Raw genomic sequence first — 19,277 nt, forward strand, 5'->3', positions numbered from 1 at the left:
GTAAAAGAACAACGCCAACAACTAGCATTTACAGAAACGCAAACTCACCGTAATAAAGCTCAGGGTTTATCTTTTAGCTTAACTGTAGGGCAAGATTTCAAATATGCTAACAAAACAGAGTTGGGCTGGTATGCAACCTTAAGCTCAAATAAAGCTACACTTGCGGGATATCAAGAAACAGGTTTACGATTACCAATTCATTTCGGCGAAATCCGCTTGAGTGAAAAAACCGCAGCATTAGGTGTAAAACTACAAAAACCGTTTACAGAAAAAGTAAAAGGAGTATTGAGTGCTCAGGTTGAACAACAGCTTTCAGGTAAATCACCAGTTTATACGGCACAAGGCAACTTTGTTGGAAGTGTGAATAAAACGATGAAAATCAACACGACTCGTGCAAAACTTCAAGCTGGTATTTCTTATCAGTTGAAACCGAATATGGAAGTGAGTGTTCTACCTTATATTGAGCGTGGCATTTACGGCTCAAAACGCTATGGGGCAGAGTTGAGTCTAACGGGTCGCTTTTAAATAAAATTGTAACAGTGCTTATGCTGTAAAACATAAATAAAGGGTGTAATGGATAAAATGATTGCTAATTTACCCATTACACCCATATCAATACAGCCAAATAGTACAGGGTTAAACATACATTTACTTATCTATAACGATAAGCTCTACCCTCTTCCCCCAACAGTAATCTTATCTAATTTTACAGTAGGTTGTCCGACTCCGACAGGTACGCTTTGTCCTTCTTTACCACAAGTGCCGATGCCTAAGTCAAGCTCCATTTTTTTACCTACCATTGAGACTTGTTGCATTGCTTCAATACCACTGCCGATCAATGTTGCACCTGTAACAGGCTTGGTTATTTTCCCCTTCTCGATTAGATAGGCTTCTGCGGTAGAAAACACAAATTTACCCGATGTAATATCAACTTGCCCACCGCTAAAGTGTGGAGCATAAAGCCCAAATTCCACCGATTCAATCATCTCATCAAACTCGTGTTCGCCTTCAGTCATATAGGTGTTTGTCATTCTTGGCATTGGTAAATGTGCATAAGACTCTCGGCGACCATTTCCCGTTGGGGCAACACCCATTAAACGAGCATTAAGCTTGTCTTGCATATAGCCTTTAAGAATACCGTTTTCAATTAATACATTACGCTGTGAAGGTACACCTTCATCATCAACGGTAATTGAGCCTCGCATATTGGTAACGGTGCCATCATCAACAATCGTACAGAGTGGAGAGGTGACTAACTCGCCAATTCTGCCAGTGAATAAGGAAGATTCTTTACGGTTAAAATCGCCTTCTAAACCGTGTCCAACCGCTTCGTGTAATAAAATCCCTGGCCAACCAGCACCTAGTACAATAGGCATAGCTCCTGCTGGAGCAGCTATTGCCCCTAAATTGACAATGCCTTGTCGAACAGCTTCTTTTGCCAAATAAACGGCTCGGCTATCGCCACTGTGATGTAGCTCAAAGAACCACTCTAAACCAAAACGTCCACCAGCACCTGCTCCACCACGTTCCCGTTTACCATTTTGTTCGACTAAAACAGAAATAGATAAACGCACAAGTGGGCGAATATCTGCTGCTAAAGTACCATCTGTTGCGGCAACAAGCATTTCTTCGTAAACGGCAGATAAACTCGCATTTACTTGAATCACTCGTGGATCTTCCGCACGAGCCACTTTATCCACCAAATGTAACAACTCAACTTTCTGTTCTCGGCTGAGTGTCTCTAGCGGATTGATTGATGCATAACGCTTAACGGCTTGTGTTTCTTTGAAAGGAGAAATCAATAATGAGCCGCTTTCTTGAGTAATGCTACGAGCTGCCATAGCACACTGCTCAAGCTGTGAAAGTGAAATTTGATCCGCATAGGCGAAACCCGTTTTCTCACCCGAAACCGCTCGCACACCAACGCCTCGGTCGATATAAAACCCACCTTCTTTGATAATACTATCTTCTAACGACCAACTTTCATCTTGACTAAATTGAAAATAGAGATCGGCATAATCAATATGGCGAGTGGAGAAATGATCTAACACCTTAGTGAGATCGGATAATTGTAGCCCACTAGGGAGTAGCAAACTTTGTGAAACTTGGTTTAGCATTCTAATTCCTGAAAATAAAAAGGCTCAAAATGAGCCATTAACAAGCGGTAAGATTGTAGCGGATTTTTGCAAAAAAAACTAACAAACCGACCGCTTGAGTATATTTTCTCTCTTAGAATTTAGTCATTTGGTAGTGTCATCATCAACTGGCGGACTAGAGTCGGCGACCAATAACGTCCACTCGTATTCAGATAAATTTTATCTGACTCAATACATAACAAAGATTGCTTTTGCCACTCAGCCAATAAATGTTGAGCTTGTGGATTATCTGCAAAAAGTGATGGCTCTAAAAAACCAAGCTCTAAGCTATATTGCGTTTGTGATAACAATTCTTTATGTTGCCCGTGTTGGCTCATAAAAGAGAGACTTTTTTGCTCGCTTGGTGTCTCTAAATAACGTTGTAAATCCCCCTGCACTTGGTAGCTCATTCCACCAAAATTACCGCCAGCACCTGATCCAAAAGCCAAACAAGGTATGTCTGATTTTACTAAAGTGTTATAACGATTACGTTCTCCACGCTCAGGATAAGCAAAGTGGTTATTGCTTACTTGCAGCCAACCTTTTGCTAATAATTGTTGAACAGCATAAGCGTAATGTTGAGATTGAACTGCGAAAGATTGTGGAGGCGGTAACGTGCCTTTTTGAATTAAGCGGTTAATTGGTAAAAATGGATAGCAATTAAAAGCATAAATATCTAAACCTGATAATGCTAAAGTACTGGCTGTTGCAATATCATTGACCCAGACTTCATCGGTTTGATTAGGGAAACCAAAGATTAAATCAGCCACAATAACTGCATTTAACTCACATAGCTGTTGTAAATACGTATAAGCCTCTTCTCCGCTATGCTTACGCCCCATTCTTTTTCTCAGTGCTGAATTAAACGTTTGAATACCAATAGAAATTCGATTAACTCCTGCATCAATACAGGCTTGGGCTTTTTCGAGATCAAAGTGACTAATTCGCCCTTCCAATGTAAATTCGCAATCATCAGTTAATGGTAAATATTGATAACAAGCTCGAATTAAACGAACCAAATCTTCGGTTGCTAAAGCAGTAGGTGTTCCACCACCTAAATAGACTGCTTGGATTTTTCCTTGAGATTGTTGGCGTAATTGAGCTTCATTTGCTAATTCTGAGATCAGCTTATCGGTATAAATTTGACTATAACTTTCTTTCCAAGCATTGCGGTAGAAACCACAAAATACGCAATGCCCTGCACAAAATGGAATATGCAGATAAGCAAGAGCATCTTGTGTCAAAGCGAAAGGTACTTTTTCATTCCAAATAGATAGCCATTCATTCTCTGGGATATTTTGCCCACCCCAAATAGGCATTAAGGATTTCCGATCGGTAAAGGCAGTAGGAGCTGATTGGCTCGGATGCCATTGTTGCGTTGTTATCATTCGAGTTATCCTATCTAAAAATAGAAAACAACTTTATACCGAAATTGATAACAAATAGAATTGATTATCATCAATAATATTGTGATTTATTGGAGCTGAAATAAGATGGAACAATTTTGGGGTATGTTCGTTTAACTGAATGGCAAGCGGTAGGATAAGCTCTGTTTTTTGCAAAAAACCCACAGCGGTTAGACTGTGGGATTTTGATCGCTGACAAAATAAAAGAACAAATCTGCCAGCCGTCTGATATTAGATTATTTTTTCAATAAATCACGAATTTCAGTTAATAATTTTTCTTCTGCTGTTGGTTCTGGTGCTTTTTCTGGCTCAGCTTCAGGTGCTTTCTTCAGATTATTGATCACTTTAACCATCGCAAATACTGCCATCGCAATAATTAAGAAATCAAATACGTTTTGAATAAATGCACCGTATTTTAATGTTACAGCTTCTGCACCATCTTGTGCTTCTTTTAATACGATCGCTAAATCTTTAAAATCAACACCACCAATGAGTAAACCAATCGGTGGCATTACTACATCACTGACTAAAGATGATACGATTTTACCAAAAGCGCCACCGATAATTACACCGACTGCTAAATCAACAACATTACCTTTTACCGCAAATTCACGGAATTCTTTTAAAATACTCATTTTAGTTCCTTAAATAAAAAATCAACGCTATAAAAAGCGACCGCCAATTATAAACGAAGTGATAAAAACACCTAATAGTTTTAACTTAATTTACGAATTTGTTGCGAAAATGTGATAACTTTATGCCAATCTGTATATTCATATTCCCTCCTCGTATCCGTTTCCCCACCTGTAATTTTCATAATAAAACGGATCATCACTCGATCAAACCAACGATAGCGAGGATAAAATAATGCTCCAGCCATTACCTCGACTAAATCAGGTTGCCATTTAATACGAGCAAGTAATTTTCGAGTATAGACATTGGTTTCAGGGCTATTTTTGTCCGCTTTGCGAGCGGTGAGATTAACGCTGAAAAATGCAGATTTTCTCTGATTTAACAGTGCATAATGTTGATTAATAAATTTTGTAAGTATCGGATCAAAATGCCCATAGCGGATCGACGCACCAACCACAATAGTCCCAAATTGTTGTAAGTAATCTGCACTGAGATTTGGATTTTCTCGCAAAGATAATATGCTGACATCGGCTTGATTTTGTTGAAGTTCACTTGCTATTTTCTCAGCGATTTTCTGCGTTTGACCATCTCTAGTTAAATAAAGAATTAAGGTTTTCATATTTATTATCGTTATATTGAAAGAATTTCGGCTATCTTAACAGATTTTGCAAAATTTTAAGGAAATCAGACCGCTTTTTTGTTATGGTATGCCCAATTTTTTGAGTGAGATTTCCAACAATGAACGAAATACAGCAAACACAAAGCCAAATTATCTCCGAACCATCAGAAAAAGAAACCACCCACTTCGGTTTTAAGACCGTTGCCAAAGAAGAAAAGCAGCAATTAGTCGCCAATGTTTTCCACAGCGTAGCTGGAAAATATGACTTGATGAATGATCTACTCTCGTTTGGTATCCATCGAGTTTGGAAACGTTTTACGATTGATTGCAGTGGTGTACGTAAAGGACATAAAGTCTTAGATTTAGCAGGCGGTACTGGGGATTTTACTGCAAAATTCTCTCGTATTGTCGGCGAAACAGGCGAAGTTGTATTAGCCGATATTAACAGTTCAATGCTAGAAGTCGGAAGGGAAAAACTGCGTAATTTAGGTGTGGTCGGCAATGTAAATTATGTTCAGGCGAATGCTGAAGCCCTTCCTTTTGCGGATAATACCTTTGACTGTATCGTTATCAGTTTTGGCTTACGCAATGTAACAGACAAAGATAAAGCACTACGTTCAATGTTTCGAGTTTTAAAACCTGGTGGACGCTTATTAGTACTTGAATTTTCTAAACCTATTATTGACCCAATCAGCCAAGTATATAATTTCTACTCATTTAATATTTTACCTAAAGTGGGTGAAGTCGTGGTTAATGATGGAGAAAGCTACCGTTATTTAGCCGAATCTATTCGAATGCACCCTAAACAAGATGAACTAAAAGCTATGATGGAAAATGCAGGCTTTGAAAGCGTAAATTATTACAATTTGAGTGCAGGAATTGTTGCCTTGCATCGTGGCTACAAGTTTTAATGTAATAATCAATCTCAAGGCTAAATAAAATGCAAAACGCTCCGCTTTTTCAACATTTTATGCTTTCCCAATTTGCAATGGGGGCTACTGAAACGGCATTCAACGGAATCATTGCCCGTTCACCCCATATATTGCCTATTTTACGCAAACTTGTCGGGAAAGTTCTCAAAATCACATTAACTCAACCTGAAATAAGCTGTTTTATTCTGTTTAGTGAAAACCGCACTGATTGGCTTCAGCAATATGAAGGCGATGTAGATTGCAGCATAGAGCTTGCCCCGAGTGCCTTGCCTCAATTAGTCGATAAAAGCAAACTCACCGCACTTATCAATAATAAAACTTTGATCTTAAATGGCGATATTCAAGTCTTGCAGCTATTTATAACCTTGCTCGATCAACTCGAAAAAGACCCAGCCGAGCTGCTATCTCCGTTAATTGGCGATGTTGCCGCACAGGTTTCAACTAATTTAATTAAAGGTTTATTTAATAAAGTAAATCAACAGGTTAAACGTAATAGCGAACAGTTAGTGGATAACTTGATGAATGAACGCCCTGTTTTAGTACATCGTCTGGAAGCAGTAAATTTCTACGATGAAGTCTCTGAATTAGCTCAACAAGCGGATAGATTAGAACAAAAATTTGCAATACGTGGACTCTAATGAACATCAAAAACCTTCGCCGTCTTTATCACATTATTCATACTTTTTTACGCTATGGCGTTGATGAAGTTATTCCGGACATTCGTCTTACTCGTTCGTTACGTTTAGGGCGTAAATCACTTTTTTGGGTAAAAAATCAATTCCCAGATCAGCCATTCGGGGTGAGATTACGTTTAGCGTTACAAGAACTTGGTCCTGTGTGGATCAAACTTGGTCAAATGCTTTCTACTCGCCGAGATCTATTTGCTCCTGAACTTGCTGATCAGCTCGCTTTACTACAAGATTCTGTTGATCCTTTTGATGGAAAAATAGCTCGCCAGCTGATTGAACAAGCATTAGGCGACCATTTGGAAAAATGGTTTGATGATTTTGACGAAACCGCCTTAGCATCGGCATCTATCGCACAAGTACATACGGCAAAATTTAATCAAAACCAACCGCTTGCAGGCAAAGAAGTAGTGCTGAAAGTTATTCGTCCTGATATCCATCAAGTAATTTTTGATGATTTAGCCCTAATGTATCGCCTTGCTAGTTGGATCCCAAAACTCTCCAATGATGGTAAACGTTTAAGGGCTGTTGAAGTAGTACGAGAATATGAAAAAACTTTATTAGACGAGCTAGATTTGCGTAAAGAAATGGCGAATGCGGTACGTTTACGCAATAATTTTGCCAATAGCGAAATGTTGTATGTGCCTGAAATGTATCAAGATTTCTGCCATAAGAATGTGATCGTGATGGAGCGAATTTACGGCATACCTGTCGCAAACATTGATGAGCTGAAAGCGAATGGCACAGATATGAAACTACTTGCTGAGCGTGGTGTTCAAGTTTTCTTTACCCAAGTATTTCGGGATAGTTTTTTCCACGCAGATATGCACCCTGGAAATATTTTTGTTAATCCGAATCACCCAGAAAACCCACAATATATCGGGATTGATTGCGGTATTGTCGGTACACTCAACCAAAATGATAAACGTTATTTAGCAGAAAGTTTTGTGGCATTTTTTAATCGAGATTATCGCCGAGTTGCATTGATGCACGTTGAATCGGGCTGGACACCTGCTGATACAGATATTGACGCTTTTGAGCAAGCATTCCGAGAAGTTTGTGAGCCTATTTTTGCCAAACCACTCTCTGAAATTTCATTCGGACACGTTCTACTTAATCTATTTAATGTCGCTCGTGAATTTAATATGGAAGTGCAACCGCAATTAGTATTATTACAAAAAACCTTACTCTACATTGAAGGATTAGGCAGACAAGTTTATCCACAGCTAGATTTATGGCAAACAGCAAAACCATTCCTACAAGATTGGTTAAATGAACAAGTTGGTGTAAAAGCGATGTTTCGTCAGATTCAACAACGTTTACCACAGTTTAGAGAACATTTTGCGGAATTTCCTGAAACTGTTTTTCAAGCACTGCAACAACAAAAGCAGATCAATCTACGTTTAAGTGAAATAAACCAAAGTTTACAGAACCAAAAAAATCATTCTAGCTTAATACGAACCTTATTACTGGCTTTAATAATCTCAGGTACATTCTGGCAATTTGAGCAAATGCCGTTGTGGTTAAGCTCATCATTATTATTGGTGAGTATTGGGTTGGTAGTGATGGATTTATTTAGACCAAGTAGATAAAACTTAGTTATATAAAAAATGCTTTAACTGTTCTGTTAAAGCATTTTTATTTTCCTAGCGTTTATTCGCTAATTTCGTTTTTGTAAGCTCGTAAACTCGTAGTTTCGCAATCTCTCTTGCTAATTTTGCAGTAAGATCTGCATCATTAGTTTTGCCAAGATTTTCTTCAGCTTTACGTTTTGCGGCTAAAATACGTTGCTCATCTAGTTCATCACCACGAATTGCTGTATCAGCCAAAACCGTTACTACGGTTGGTTGAACTTCAAGAAAACCGCCAGAAACATAGATAAATTCTTCTTTGCTATCAGCAAGGTTAAATTTTACCATTCCTGGTTTTATTGCGGTTAATAATGGGGTATGCCCAGCATAAATACCCAGCTCCCCATCAATTCCTGAAACTCGAACACTCGTGACTTGACCTTTGAAGATTTCACGTTCCGCACTTACGACGGTCAATTCAAATTGAGATGCCATTTTGTTCTCCTGTTTACCTAATTAAAGTTTAGGGAACAATTACATCTTGTTCGCTCTTTCGATCACTTCGTCAATTGAACCCGCCATATAGAACGCTTGTTCTGGAATATGGTCGTATTCACCTTCTAAGATGCCTTTGAAACCACGAATGGTTTCTTTTAATGGTACATATTTACCAGGTGTACCGTTAAATACTTCAGCAACGAAGAATGGTTGAGATAAGTAACGTTCGATTTTACGCGCACGAGATACAACTAATTTATCTTCTTCAGATAATTCGTCCATACCTAAAATGGCAATAATATCTTTTAACTCTTTATAGCGTTGAAGTGTTTTTTGGACACCACGTGCAACGTTATAATGCTCTTCACCAACAACAAGTGGATCTAATTGACGTGAAGTTGAGTCAAGTGGGTCAATTGCTGGGTAAATACCTAATGATGCAATTTGACGACTTAATACTACTGTTGAGTCTAAGTGTGCGAAGGTTGTTGCTGGCGATGGGTCAGTTAAGTCATCGGCAGGAACGTAAACTGCTTGCACAGATGTGATAGAACCTGTTTTTGTTGACGTAATACGCTCTTGAAGTACACCCATTTCTTCTGCAAGAGTTGGTTGGTAACCTACTGCTGATGGCATACGACCTAATAATGCAGATACTTCAGTACCAGCAAGTGTATAACGATAAATATTATCCACGAAGAATAATACATCACGACCTTCATCACGGAATTTTTCTGCCATTGTTAAGCCAGTTAATGCAACACGTAAACGGTTACCTGGTGGCTCATTCATTTGACCATAAACCAGTGATACTTTATCTAATACGTTAGAATCTTTCATTTCGTGGTAGAAGTCATTACCTTCACGCGTACGCTCACCTACACCAGCAAATACTGAGTAACCTGAGTGCTCAATTGCGATATTACGGATTAACTCCATCATATTTACGGTTTTACCTACACCAGCACCACCGAATAGACCAACTTTACCCCCTTTAGCAAACGGGCAGATTAAGTCGATAACTTTAATTCCTGTTTCTAAAAGCTCGGTGCTGTTTGCTTGCTCTTCGTAGCTTGGTGCAGCACGGTGAATTGACCAACGCTCTTCTTCACCGATTGGGCCAGCTTCGTCAATAGGATCACCTAATACGTTCATAATACGACCAAGTGTTTTTGTTCCTACTGGAACTTTAATTGCTTCGTTCGTATTTTCAACTTTTAAACCACGTTTTAAACCATCTGAAGTACCTAATGCGATACAACGCACTAAGCCTCCACCTAATTGTTGTTGAACTTCTAAGGTTAAACCTGATTCAACTTTTAATGCATCATAAACTTTGGGTACTGCATCTTGCGGAAATTCAACGTCGATGACTGCACCGATGATTTGTACAATTTTTCCAGTTGCCATTACCGTTCCTCTATTCTTGGTTAAATTGCTGCGGCACCCGCAACAATTTCATTTAATTCATTCGTAATACTCGCTTGACGCGCTTTGTTATACACCAACTGTAATTCGTTAATTAAATTACCTGCATTATCAGTTGCTGCTTTCATTGCGACCATTCGAGCTGCCTGTTCAGACGCAAGGTTATCGACAATTGCTTGATACACTTGAGATTCTAAATAACGGACTAGCAAACTATCTAATAGAACCTGTGGATTTGGTTCATAAAGATAATCCCAAGAGCCTTTTGTTTCTAGATTATCGTTCTCAAGCGCTGGCAATGGAAGAAGTTGTTGAACTGTCGGTTTTTGCGACATTGTATTTACAAAACGGTTATAGACGATATGAACTTCGTCAATCTCACCTTCTCGGTAAGCATTTACCATTCCATTTACAATACCCACTAGGTCTTCCATTGCAGGCGTATCGCCTAAACCATTCACTTGGGCTTTGATCTCAATTCCCATATTTTGGAAAAATGAAATTGCTTTATTTCCCACTAAGCCCAAACGAACATTTACACCTTTATCTTTTTGTGTTTTCAATTCATTTAATACTGTTTTAAATAAATTGACGTTCAAACCACCACATAAACCGCGATCGGTTGAAACAACAAGATAACCTACTTTTTTAACTTCTCTAGGTGTTAAGAAAGGGTGTTTATAACCAATACTTCCTTTGGCAATATGGCTAATTACCTTACGGATAGTTTCTGCATAAGGACGAGATGCACTCATTCTTTCTTGCGTTTTACGCATTTTTGATGCAGCAACCATTTCCATTGCTTTAGTAATTTTTTGCGTATTACGAACACTTGCAATTTTGGTTCTTATCTCTTTAGCACCTGCCATATTATTTCTCCGCTAAAGTAGAATTACCACGCACTATTCTTTTTGAAACTACTTAAAATCTCAGTTAATTGATCTTTAATAGCATCATTATAGTCGCCTGATTTAGATAGTTCTTGCATAAAGTCAGCATATTGAGTATTCGCATACTCTAACAATGCAGCTTCAAATGAACCAATACGTTCAACCTCTACATCGTCTAAGAAACCAAATTCAGCGGCAGCTAACACTAAACCTAATTGTGCTACTGACATCGGAGCAAATTGTTTCTGTTTTAATAATTCAGTTACTTTTTGACCGTGTGAAAGTTGTTTGCGTGTTGCATCGTCAAGATCTGATGCAAATTGTGCAAATGCGGCTAATTCACGATATTGTGCCAGTGCTGTACGAATACCACCTGACATTTTTTTCACAACTTTAGTTTGTGCAGAACTACCTACACGAGAAACTGAAATACCAGGGTTTACCGCAGGGCGAATACCTGCATTGAATAAGCCTGATTCTAAGAATATCTGACCATCAGTAATTGAAATTACGTTAGTTGGTACGAATGCAGATACGTCACCAGCTTGGGTTTCAATAATTGGTAATGCAGTTAAAGAACCTGTTTGACCTTTTACTGCCCCATTAGTGAAACGTTCTACATAATCTGCATTTACACGTGAAGCACGCTCTAATAAACGAGAGTGTAGGTAGAATACATCACCTGGGAACGCTTCACGACCTGGTGGACGGCGTAAAAGTAGAGAAATTTGACGGTAAGCAACTGCTTGTTTAGATAAATCATCATAAACAATTAACGCATCTTCACCACGATCACGGAAATATTCACCCATAGCACAACCAGCATAAGGTGCTAGATATTGTAATGCCGCAGATTCAGATGCTGATGCGACAACTACGATTGTATTTTGTAACGCACCGTGCTCTTCTAATTTACGAACTACGTTTGAAATTGTTGATGCTTTTTGACCAATAGCAACGTATATACATTTGATACCTGAATCACGTTGATTGATGATTGCATCAATAGCTAATGCAGTTTTACCTGTTTGACGGTCACCGATAATTAACTCACGCTGACCGCGACCGATTGGTACCATTGAATCCACTGCTTTATAACCAGTTTGTACTGGTTGATCAACAGATTGACGATCGATAACACCTGGTGCAATCACTTCAATTGGTGAGAAACCATCGTTTTCAATTTCGCCTTTACCATCAATAGGCTGACCTAAGGTATTAACTACACGACCTAATAAACCACGACCAACAGGCACTTCTAAAATACGGCCAGTACATTTAACTTCCATACCTTCCGCTAAATCAGCGTATGGACCCATTACTACTGCACCGACAGAATCTCTTTCTAAGTTTAATGCAATCGCATAACGATTGCCTGGTAATGCAATCATTTCCCCTTGCATTACATCAGATAAGCCGTGGATACGAATAATCCCATCGCTTACTGAAACGATTGTACCAGTACTTTGTGCATCACTGACCACATTGAACTGTGCAATACGTTTTTTAATCAATTCACTAATTTCTGTAGAATTTAGTTGCATTTTTTATTCCTCTTACAAGCACAACTCAGTTGCTAAACGATTTAGTTGTCCACGACTACTACCATCAATAACGGTATCATCATAACGAATAATTACACCAGCAAGTAGTGAACTATCTACGCGTGAAACAAGACGTACTTTGCAATCAAGTCGCTTCTCCATCGCAGTTGCGATTTTAGTTTTTTGAGCTTCACTTAATTCTGTTGCAGAAACAACTTCAACTTCTTTAGTCGATTCGTAATCCGAACGAAATTCAAGAAATGCATTTAATACCGAAGGTAACGCACTTAAACGTTTATTTTCGGCCATAATACGAATGAAATTTTGCCCATATTGGTCAAGTTGCTCTGCACAAATTGCAATAAACATCTCTGCAATTTTGCTAGGAGCAAGTGAAGAACTAATAAAATCAGCTACTTCGTTATTTTCTGCAACGAGTGCTGAAAACTGTAACATCTCTTGCCATTTATCCAACTGACTCTGTTCTAAAGCAAAATCAAAAGCTGCTTTAGCATAGGGGCGAGCTACTGTAGTTAATTCTGACATCTGCCCCCCTCAATTATAGTTCTGCAACTAGCTTATCAATAATGTCATTGTTTGCCGCTGCATCAACAGAACGACCCACAATTTTCTCTGCACCAGCTACTGCTAATGCTGCTACTTTTTGACGAAGCTCTTCTTGAACTCGTTTACGTTCGTTTTCAACTTCTGCGTAACCTTGCTCAATAATTTTTGCTTTTTCAGCTTCAGCTTCAGCTTGGACAGACTCTAAAATTTCATTACGACGTTTAGTCGCTAAATCAACGATCTGTTGAGCTTCTTCACGTGCTTTAGCAAGTTCTTGTTCAACTAAAACTTTCGTATCAGCTTGTTCTTGCTTTGCTTTTTCAGCACTTGCAAGAGCGTCAGCGATATTCGCTTGACGAGTTTCAATCGCTTTAATTAGCGGTGGCCATACAAACTTCATACAGAACCACACAAATAGTGAGAACGCAATCAGTTGGCCAATTAGTGTTGCATTTAAATTCACAACGCCCTCCTCAAAAGTCGGCTAAGTTACTCAATAATAACCTATCAGCTATTTCAAATAACTACGGTTAAACAAATCCGACTTATTTCAATAAATCAATGAACGGGTTTGCGAAGATGAAAAGTAAAGAAATACCTACTGCAATCATTGCAATCGCATCAAGAAGACCTGCAACGATAAACATTTTAGTTTGTAAGCTACTTGCTAATTCAGGCTGACGAGCAGATGATTCTAAGAATTTACCACCTAAGATAGCAAAGCCAATCGCTGTACCAAGTGCAGCAAATGCAAGTAGGATTGACGCACCAATAATTGTTGCTGTAATTACAGTTTCCATAATGTTCTCCATTAAGATTGAGTAAAAAGCCTTTCGGCTAGGGTTAATAAAAAAGTAAAGTAAAAATCATTTGATCGGGTTTCACAAGCGGTCATATTTTTGCAAAAATTTTCAAAAAACTAACCGCTTACCAATCTATTTTGTTTAGTGATCTGCTTTGTTATAAGCAATACTCAAGTAAACAATCGTTAGCATCATAAAGATGAATGCCTGAAGCGTAATCACAAGGATATGGAAAATCGCCCAAGCTAAATGTAATGGCAAGCCTAAAGCCTGAAGTAAGAAATTATCTGCCATATACATTACTGCAATTAAGATAAAGATTAACTCACCTGCATACATATTACCGAATAAACGGAATGCTAATGAAATAGGTTTTGCAATCAATGTAACTAATTCTAAAACTAAGTTTACTGGAATAAATGCCCAGTGATTAAATGGGTGAAGTGTATATTCTTTAACAAAACCACTTACTCCTTTTGATTTAATTGTGTAGAAAATAATTAAGCAGAATACACAAATTGCCATACCTAAAGTTGCACTAATATCTGCTGTCGGTACTGCACGTAAATAGTGGATACCTAACATTTCTGCAAATTGAGGTGGAAAATCAACAGGAATTAAGTCAATGGCATTCATTACAAACACCCAACAGAAAACTGTCAATGCTAATGGTGCAACAGCATCACGAGAACCGTGGAAGTTATCTTTAACTAAGCCATTAACCCATTCAATAATCATTTCAACAAAACATTGAAATTTCCCAGGTACACCCGTTGTTGCTTTTTTGGCTACACGAGTAAAGAAAAATAGGAAGATAACGCCTGCAAGTAATGAAAAAAACAGGGTATCTAAATGTACATTCCAGAAACCATCCCCAGTTTTGAGAAAGGTTAAGTGGTGACCAATATAATCAGCGGTAGTTTGACCAGCCATAATTTATCCCTTTGAAATTAAACGAAACCTATTTTGCTCGAAGCTTTAATAAAATGGGCAACAAGCTATTACATAGCAACATAAAAAAATAACCAACAAAAAAAGCCAAAAAGTTCATTGTTGGATAGCTTTTAAATGCAACCACAATCAGCACAATGGTGAGTAGCCATTTTAACCCTTCACCACGATAGAAAGCGGTCATTTTATTCGTATTTTTTGTAGATTGACGGAAAAAAATCCAATAAACAAATAAGCAATGAGGTAATAGGCTAGCTAAACTACCTACTAAAAAGGAAAGACCAGTCCCCATTGAATAAAAAAAAGTAATGCTACAAAACAGAATTAACAGTAAAACAATCTCAATAGAAATTACTTTATAGTAAAGTTGCCTTGTTTGACGAATAACTATCGACATTCCTTTTACTCTCAAAATTTGGTTAGTGCTTACAGAATACACTTCAAAATTACACAACCTTGCAAATTATACGTTACTCTATTTTTAATGCCAACCTCTAAACGTGAGAAAAAGTGTTAAGTTATTAACATTTTTGACATTTTTATTTATTTTTTGCAATAAAATAAATAAAACTAACGATAGGAAAAAGTAACGGTTGCAACAGCATTTACAGTTCCAGCCGAAACATTTCCCAAACTGACATATTTTGCAGAGAACCTATGTTGTGGATTTAGCTGATCTTCAGAAAATAGCCATTCTTTACCAAGTTCAATAGCTTCATTATTTTCTTTATAAATACGAATGCCAACCCCTTTGGCTGTTGATTTATTAGTATCTAAACTAAGTATAGAACTATGATTCTGTATGTTATTTTGATCAAAGAAGGTTGTAAATGCTTTAACGTTTGGATCACAGAGCAATGCTAAATTAAAGTATCCACCAAAAACCTCAGAACCTTTATTGGTTAATTCACTTTGGAATGCACTAGCTAATTTTACGGTTTGATTGCTTTGCTGTAATTGGCAAGATCGTGCTTTTATTGTTAGTTGGGTAGGTTGTAAATTTACCGTATAAATAGTCTGATTATCGCTATTAAGTAAAGTAGCGAGTGTTTTGGACGTGATTGAATAAGTACCTGCTTGCAAAGGTTTATATGCGATAAGAGTTGTTGAAATATCAGTATTGTTCACAGCTAAACTAATACCAATTCCATCAATATTTGTTGGATATACTTTTTGCCCTAATAAATCAAGAGCTTCACTTTCTGCTTTTACATCAAACTGCAAGGAAACTTTTTCTGATATTTTCACATTTTGTTGAATTTGAGAAATAGTTTGAACCATAAAATTGTCTCTAGGGTAATCCCAAGAAATTGCAGGAAAAGTAATAGAAATCACTTGCGGATTAGCATAAAGAGGGCTAACCAATAAAGCCAAGCATAAGCTCAATATCGTTTTCATCTTCTATTCCTTAGTTTGACATTGTACAGTGATTACATCATCTGAGTTAGGATCAATTTGATAATTGAAGTGGCATCGTTCTGTTTCACTGTTACCCCAAATAACTGTTAATCTTCCAGAATTATCAATCCCACGGACAAATACTCGTCCACCTTGAACAACATAACCGATCAGCTGGTTCTGTTGATTAAAGACTTCTGCTGCTAGAGGTGGTGGGGTACCATCTGTTTTTACTACATCAAATAGGACATTTTTTCCTGTTTTTGTGTTGAATTTAACTAAAGAGATACTATTTGCTCGCGGAATAATCTCTTGCCCTGTTGCCTCAATTTCTACATCAGCAGGAATATTATTGGGGTCAATACCAATATAATTTGTCTGATAGGGTGAAACATAAGGAACAATGCCATTACCAAACCAATCAAGATTAGCGGCATTACCATTATTGATCTTTGCACCTGTTGCTCCTTTAGCAGAAATAATAGCGAAAGTATCGCTTAAATCATTGCTTAAAGTAACACCTTCTGGATGTGCTACTAAGGCACCAGATACCGCAAAATTCGTTTGTTTAGTTTGCTTGGATTGCCCCATTCCAACATTAAATTTAGCAAATGATGCCTTATAACCAGAATTGATAGAATAATAGTTGCTATCGCTAGCTTTATTGGCATTAATAGCATAGGTAAATTGATTATCTTCTCCCAATGAACCATTGAGAGAGGTATAGCTCGTATATCCTTGTTGCGTTTTATTATAGGTTGCATACACCGTAGGACTATTCAAACTTGCCCCAAAAGTAAAGAAAATATTGGCGTAGAATTGTTTATCTTGAGTGGCTAGATTGCCATCTTTAACTTGTGAATAGCCTAGCTGATACTGAATCCCTTTAAATGAGTTACCATAACTAAATTGGTATTCATTAACGGGTTTGTTTAAATTCCAATAGACATTACGGATTGCCGAGAGCGAGATACCACCAAAAGTCGAACCTAGTGATTGATTAAAAGAAAGACTAACACGCTGTTTTAAGCGGTGAGATTGTTCAAGTTTTTTGCTATTTCTATTGATATCTAATACTTGAGATAGAGAGTAGTTAGTTTCTGATAAAGATTTGTAATATGATGCAGAAAAATAACTTCCCCAACGGTTAAGATTTAAACTATATCCTACATTTACACCATAATGCTTATTTGATTGTTTTAAATAAGGAAATTTATTACGGGTATAGTTTACATTGGCAGAAAAAGCCCCCAATGGTGTATCAAATGCTGCCCCAATTAAGCCTGATAAGTAGTTTTTACTCCCCATTCCACCTAAATTTAGGGTAACGCTATTGGCTAAACCGTACTGTAATTCAGCTTGTACAATGTTTTCGTTAAAAACTTTAGTTTGCTCACGATAACGACCACCTGATAATCGGTAATAGAGTTGTCCTGCTCGTACTAAACGAATTGCATTAGAAAAAGGCACAGAGAAAGTGCGTGTTTGCCCGTTCGATTCAATAATCTCAACGTCTAATTTTCCTGAATACCCCACAGGATAAATGTCATCAATACTAAATGCACCTGCGGGGACGGAAATTTCATAAATAATATGATTATCTTGACGTACAATAATTCTTGCAGGGTTATTCACTACACCTTGAATACGGGGGGCATAGCCACGCAAGGAATAGGGTAACATTCGTTCATCATTCTCGATCTGAATCCCTCTAATGCTAAAGTTTTCAAAAAAGTGACCGCTTGTATAAAGATCACCTAGGGTTAAACGTCCATTGATTGCATCAATATCACGCTGTAAATAGGTATATTGATATTGGTAGGGGAGTCCTTTTTGTTCTTGCCAGCTTTTTGAACCACGATGACGTAACGACCACAGTCCTAAATTTGCACCAGAATGAAGACTAAGGTATGAATTCTTGCTAGAGCGATCACCAAATTTATGAATGTAGTGGTTTGCATCATAACGAATAAATAGTGCGGGAACGCCAGATTGCCAAAGGCTAGGATCAATATAACCACGCGGTCTTTTTTTCACTAAAATTTGTGGGATTTCAATATTTAACGCTAAAGTACCTACATCAAACTGTATTTTAGCTTCAGGAATAGCATTTATAATGCTTATGCAATCGTGATCTGATGCAGATTGCTTAATGGCATCACTTTGTAACGATAAAACGGATAATAAATTGGGTGTTAAACACAATCCCTTTAACGGATTATCGCTATCTTCAATAACTTTAATGACGGTATTGCCGTGTTTAGTCCCATTTACAAAAACATCAGCAGTATATTCGCCAGTCGGAATAGGATTTCCAAAACGGTATTTAGCTACATCGGCAGTTGGCTGCCCTGCAACTGTGCCAAGAAAACGCTCATCAAATTCAAACTCTTCTGCACTAGCAAAAGTAGCCCCAAATAGTGCGAGGCTACAAAAATAAGCAACTTTGTGGTATTTGAAGGGTTTCTTTACCGTCATAGCTATAAAAGATTTAAATTATTATTTTGAAATACCGTTTGTTTCGCCACCATAGTCATTGATAACAGACCATTCAATCTGGCCCGTTGAGACAGCTTGATTAAAATTAAATGTTTTAGTCGAAAATGGTGCAACCATATCCGCATCTCGAGTAGCTACTGATTTGTTACCTTGTTTAACTGCCACTTTACTGTAAGTAATAAAATAAGGTGTTGGGTTATTTACCGTAATTTGTTTACCACTTATTTTCCAACTGACTTTATGATAAGCATCTTCTACGGGATAAGGCAAATTTGCAGGACGGAAGAAAAACTTCAAACGACTACGAACTGAAAATTGCAAGTAATTTGGATTTTTCTCAAGTGACTCTTTACTTGGCTTAGGTGGAATATCTAACACGTTGAAAAAGAATAAGGTTTCACGATCTTTCGCTAACGGTTCACCTGTATAGCTAACACGCAAAGTTTGTTGCTTTTGTGGATCAACACGAGAAACGGGCGGTGTAATAACAAAAGGAAGTTTTAATTTATTTGGATCAGCTTTTTCATCGCCATTGTCGATCCAAGACTGAACTAAGGAAGGAAGACTACCTTTATTCGTTAATTGTACGCTAATATTTTTCTTATCACTCGGATAAATAACTCGAGTGCCTAATATCACAATATTGGCTTGAGAAGTAAAAGTAATACCAGCCAATACAATCCCTGCTAACCATTTAAACATCTTTACATTTCCTTT

19 protein-coding genes and 1 pseudogene are annotated in these 19,277 nt (G+C 37.7%); 4 read left to right on the top strand and 16 right to left on the bottom strand.

Going from position 1 to position 19,277, the window contains the following annotated elements; all coding sequences use genetic code 11:
- Positions 1–525 (top strand): autotransporter outer membrane beta-barrel domain-containing protein (locus ACWIW0_RS09270; RefSeq protein ID WP_454453082.1); only part of this gene is annotated, 525 nt, incomplete at its 5' end.
- A 146-nt stretch (positions 526–671) separates the two neighbouring features.
- On the opposite strand, the gene tldD is transcribed toward ACWIW0_RS09270, so the two are convergent.
- From tldD to hemG, 4 genes and pseudogenes are all read right to left on the bottom strand, one after another.
- Positions 672–2,117 carry a metalloprotease TldD gene (gene tldD, locus ACWIW0_RS09275; protein ID WP_454453083.1) on the bottom strand — a complete coding sequence of 482 codons (1,446 nt, stop codon included), beginning with the start codon at positions 2,115–2,117 and terminating at the stop codon, positions 672–674.
- Between the two features lie 122 nt (positions 2,118–2,239).
- A pseudogene (hutW, locus tag ACWIW0_RS09280) lies at positions 2,240–3,523 on the bottom strand (heme anaerobic degradation radical SAM methyltransferase ChuW/HutW); the annotation flags it as partial.
- A 254-nt stretch (positions 3,524–3,777) separates the two neighbouring features.
- Positions 3,778–4,176: a large-conductance mechanosensitive channel protein MscL gene (mscL, locus tag ACWIW0_RS09285; RefSeq protein WP_454443609.1), complete on the bottom strand. Its 399-nt coding sequence runs from the start codon at positions 4,174–4,176 to the stop codon at positions 3,778–3,780.
- Positions 4,177–4,256: 80 nt separating this feature from the next.
- Complete coding sequence (gene hemG, locus ACWIW0_RS09290; protein WP_454447216.1) at positions 4,257–4,793, bottom strand: menaquinone-dependent protoporphyrinogen IX dehydrogenase; 537 nt, start codon at positions 4,791–4,793, stop codon at positions 4,257–4,259.
- Between the two features lie 119 nt (positions 4,794–4,912).
- On the opposite strand from hemG, the gene ubiE reads away from it, so the two are divergent.
- Genes ubiE through ubiB form a run of 3 tightly spaced genes read left to right on the top strand, consistent with a single transcriptional unit; the run spans position 4,913 to position 8,003 of the window.
- Positions 4,913–5,704 (top strand): bifunctional demethylmenaquinone methyltransferase/2-methoxy-6-polyprenyl-1,4-benzoquinol methylase UbiE, encoded by a 792-nt coding sequence (ubiE, locus tag ACWIW0_RS09295; RefSeq protein WP_454453084.1) that lies wholly within the window; start codon positions 4,913–4,915, stop codon positions 5,702–5,704.
- A gap of 29 nt (positions 5,705–5,733) precedes the next feature.
- Positions 5,734–6,363, top strand: a complete 630-nt coding sequence (locus ACWIW0_RS09300) for a ubiquinone biosynthesis accessory factor UbiJ (RefSeq protein WP_454453085.1) — start codon at positions 5,734–5,736, stop codon at positions 6,361–6,363.
- Positions 6,363–8,003 (top strand): ubiquinone biosynthesis regulatory protein kinase UbiB, encoded by a 1,641-nt coding sequence (gene ubiB, locus ACWIW0_RS09305; protein ID WP_454453086.1) that lies wholly within the window; start codon positions 6,363–6,365, stop codon positions 8,001–8,003. The genes ACWIW0_RS09300 and ubiB overlap by 1 nt, the downstream gene beginning before the upstream one ends.
- Positions 8,004–8,057: 54 nt before the next feature.
- On the opposite strand, the gene ACWIW0_RS09310 is transcribed toward ubiB, so the two are convergent.
- From ACWIW0_RS09310 to ACWIW0_RS09365, 12 genes are all read right to left on the bottom strand, one after another.
- A complete protein-coding gene (locus ACWIW0_RS09310; protein ID WP_157394296.1) occupies positions 8,058–8,477 on the bottom strand; it encodes a F0F1 ATP synthase subunit epsilon in 420 nt (139 codons plus the stop codon).
- Between the two features lie 39 nt (positions 8,478–8,516).
- A complete protein-coding gene (gene atpD, locus ACWIW0_RS09315; RefSeq protein WP_157394295.1) occupies positions 8,517–9,890 on the bottom strand; it encodes a F0F1 ATP synthase subunit beta in 1,374 nt (457 codons plus the stop codon).
- Positions 9,891–9,910: 20 nt separating this feature from the next.
- Positions 9,911–10,777 (bottom strand): F0F1 ATP synthase subunit gamma, encoded by an 867-nt coding sequence (gene atpG, locus ACWIW0_RS09320; protein ID WP_454453087.1) that lies wholly within the window; start codon positions 10,775–10,777, stop codon positions 9,911–9,913.
- Positions 10,778–10,800: 23 nt separating this feature from the next.
- A complete protein-coding gene (gene atpA / locus ACWIW0_RS09325; protein WP_454453088.1) occupies positions 10,801–12,342 on the bottom strand; it encodes a F0F1 ATP synthase subunit alpha in 1,542 nt (513 codons plus the stop codon).
- 12 nt (positions 12,343–12,354) lie between these two features.
- Positions 12,355–12,888 (bottom strand): F0F1 ATP synthase subunit delta, encoded by a 534-nt coding sequence (gene atpH, locus ACWIW0_RS09330; RefSeq protein ID WP_454453089.1) that lies wholly within the window; start codon positions 12,886–12,888, stop codon positions 12,355–12,357.
- A 13-nt stretch (positions 12,889–12,901) separates the two neighbouring features.
- A complete protein-coding gene (gene atpF / locus ACWIW0_RS09335; RefSeq protein ID WP_157402514.1) occupies positions 12,902–13,372 on the bottom strand; it encodes a F0F1 ATP synthase subunit B in 471 nt (156 codons plus the stop codon).
- 82 nt (positions 13,373–13,454) lie between these two features.
- Positions 13,455–13,709: a F0F1 ATP synthase subunit C gene (gene atpE / locus ACWIW0_RS09340; RefSeq protein WP_005713637.1), complete on the bottom strand. Its 255-nt coding sequence runs from the start codon at positions 13,707–13,709 to the stop codon at positions 13,455–13,457.
- 144 nt (positions 13,710–13,853) lie between these two features.
- On the bottom strand, positions 13,854–14,645 hold the full coding sequence (gene atpB / locus ACWIW0_RS09345) for a F0F1 ATP synthase subunit A (RefSeq protein ID WP_454453090.1): 792 nt from the start codon (positions 14,643–14,645) through the stop codon (positions 13,854–13,856).
- Positions 14,646–14,673: 28 nt separating this feature from the next.
- Positions 14,674–15,060 carry an ATP synthase subunit I gene (locus tag ACWIW0_RS09350; protein ID WP_454453091.1) on the bottom strand — a complete coding sequence of 129 codons (387 nt, stop codon included), beginning with the start codon at positions 15,058–15,060 and terminating at the stop codon, positions 14,674–14,676.
- A 173-nt stretch (positions 15,061–15,233) separates the two neighbouring features.
- On the bottom strand, positions 15,234–16,061 hold the full coding sequence (locus ACWIW0_RS09355; protein ID WP_454453092.1) for a fimbrial protein: 828 nt from the start codon (positions 16,059–16,061) through the stop codon (positions 15,234–15,236).
- A gap of 3 nt (positions 16,062–16,064) precedes the next feature.
- On the bottom strand, positions 16,065–18,539 hold the full coding sequence (locus tag ACWIW0_RS09360; protein ID WP_454453093.1) for a fimbria/pilus outer membrane usher protein: 2,475 nt from the start codon (positions 18,537–18,539) through the stop codon (positions 16,065–16,067).
- 21 nt (positions 18,540–18,560) lie between these two features.
- Complete coding sequence (locus tag ACWIW0_RS09365) at positions 18,561–19,262, bottom strand: fimbrial biogenesis chaperone (protein ID WP_454453094.1); 702 nt, start codon at positions 19,260–19,262, stop codon at positions 18,561–18,563.
- Positions 19,263–19,277: the final 15 nt, after the last annotated feature.

This window comes from Ursidibacter sp. B-7004-1 (genome assembly GCF_053654055.1).

Bases quoted from the DNA above. Each gene is read 5' to 3' on its own strand.
- atpH (WP_454453089.1), bottom strand. From the start codon at position 12,888: ATGTCAGAATTAACTACAGTAGCTCGCCCCTATGCTAAAGCAGCTTTT.
- mscL (WP_454443609.1), bottom strand. From the start codon at position 4,176: ATGAGTATTTTAAAAGAATTCCGTGAATTTGCGGTAAAAGGTAATGTT.
- ACWIW0_RS09310 (WP_157394296.1), bottom strand. From the start codon at position 8,477: ATGGCATCTCAATTTGAATTGACCGTCGTAAGTGCGGAACGTGAAATC.
- ACWIW0_RS09365 (WP_454453094.1), bottom strand. From the start codon at position 19,262: ATGTTTAAATGGTTAGCAGGGATTGTATTGGCTGGTATTACTTTTACT.
- atpE (WP_005713637.1), bottom strand. From the start codon at position 13,709: ATGGAAACTGTAATTACAGCAACAATTATTGGTGCGTCAATCCTACTT.
- atpB (WP_454453090.1), bottom strand. From the start codon at position 14,645: ATGGCTGGTCAAACTACCGCTGATTATATTGGTCACCACTTAACCTTT.
- atpG (WP_454453087.1), bottom strand. From the start codon at position 10,777: ATGGCAGGTGCTAAAGAGATAAGAACCAAAATTGCAAGTGTTCGTAAT.
- atpA (WP_454453088.1), bottom strand. From the start codon at position 12,342: ATGCAACTAAATTCTACAGAAATTAGTGAATTGATTAAAAAACGTATT.
- hemG (WP_454447216.1), bottom strand. From the start codon at position 4,793: ATGAAAACCTTAATTCTTTATTTAACTAGAGATGGTCAAACGCAGAAA.
- tldD (WP_454453083.1), bottom strand. From the start codon at position 2,117: ATGCTAAACCAAGTTTCACAAAGTTTGCTACTCCCTAGTGGGCTACAA.
- ACWIW0_RS09350 (WP_454453091.1), bottom strand. From the start codon at position 15,060: ATGTCGATAGTTATTCGTCAAACAAGGCAACTTTACTATAAAGTAATT.
- ubiB (WP_454453086.1), top strand. From the start codon at position 6,363: ATGAACATCAAAAACCTTCGCCGTCTTTATCACATTATTCATACTTTT.
- ACWIW0_RS09300 (WP_454453085.1), top strand. From the start codon at position 5,734: ATGCAAAACGCTCCGCTTTTTCAACATTTTATGCTTTCCCAATTTGCA.
- atpD (WP_157394295.1), bottom strand. From the start codon at position 9,890: ATGGCAACTGGAAAAATTGTACAAATCATCGGTGCAGTCATCGACGTT.
- ubiE (WP_454453084.1), top strand. From the start codon at position 4,913: ATGAACGAAATACAGCAAACACAAAGCCAAATTATCTCCGAACCATCA.
- ACWIW0_RS09360 (WP_454453093.1), bottom strand. From the start codon at position 18,539: ATGACGGTAAAGAAACCCTTCAAATACCACAAAGTTGCTTATTTTTGT.
- ACWIW0_RS09355 (WP_454453092.1), bottom strand. From the start codon at position 16,061: ATGAAAACGATATTGAGCTTATGCTTGGCTTTATTGGTTAGCCCTCTT.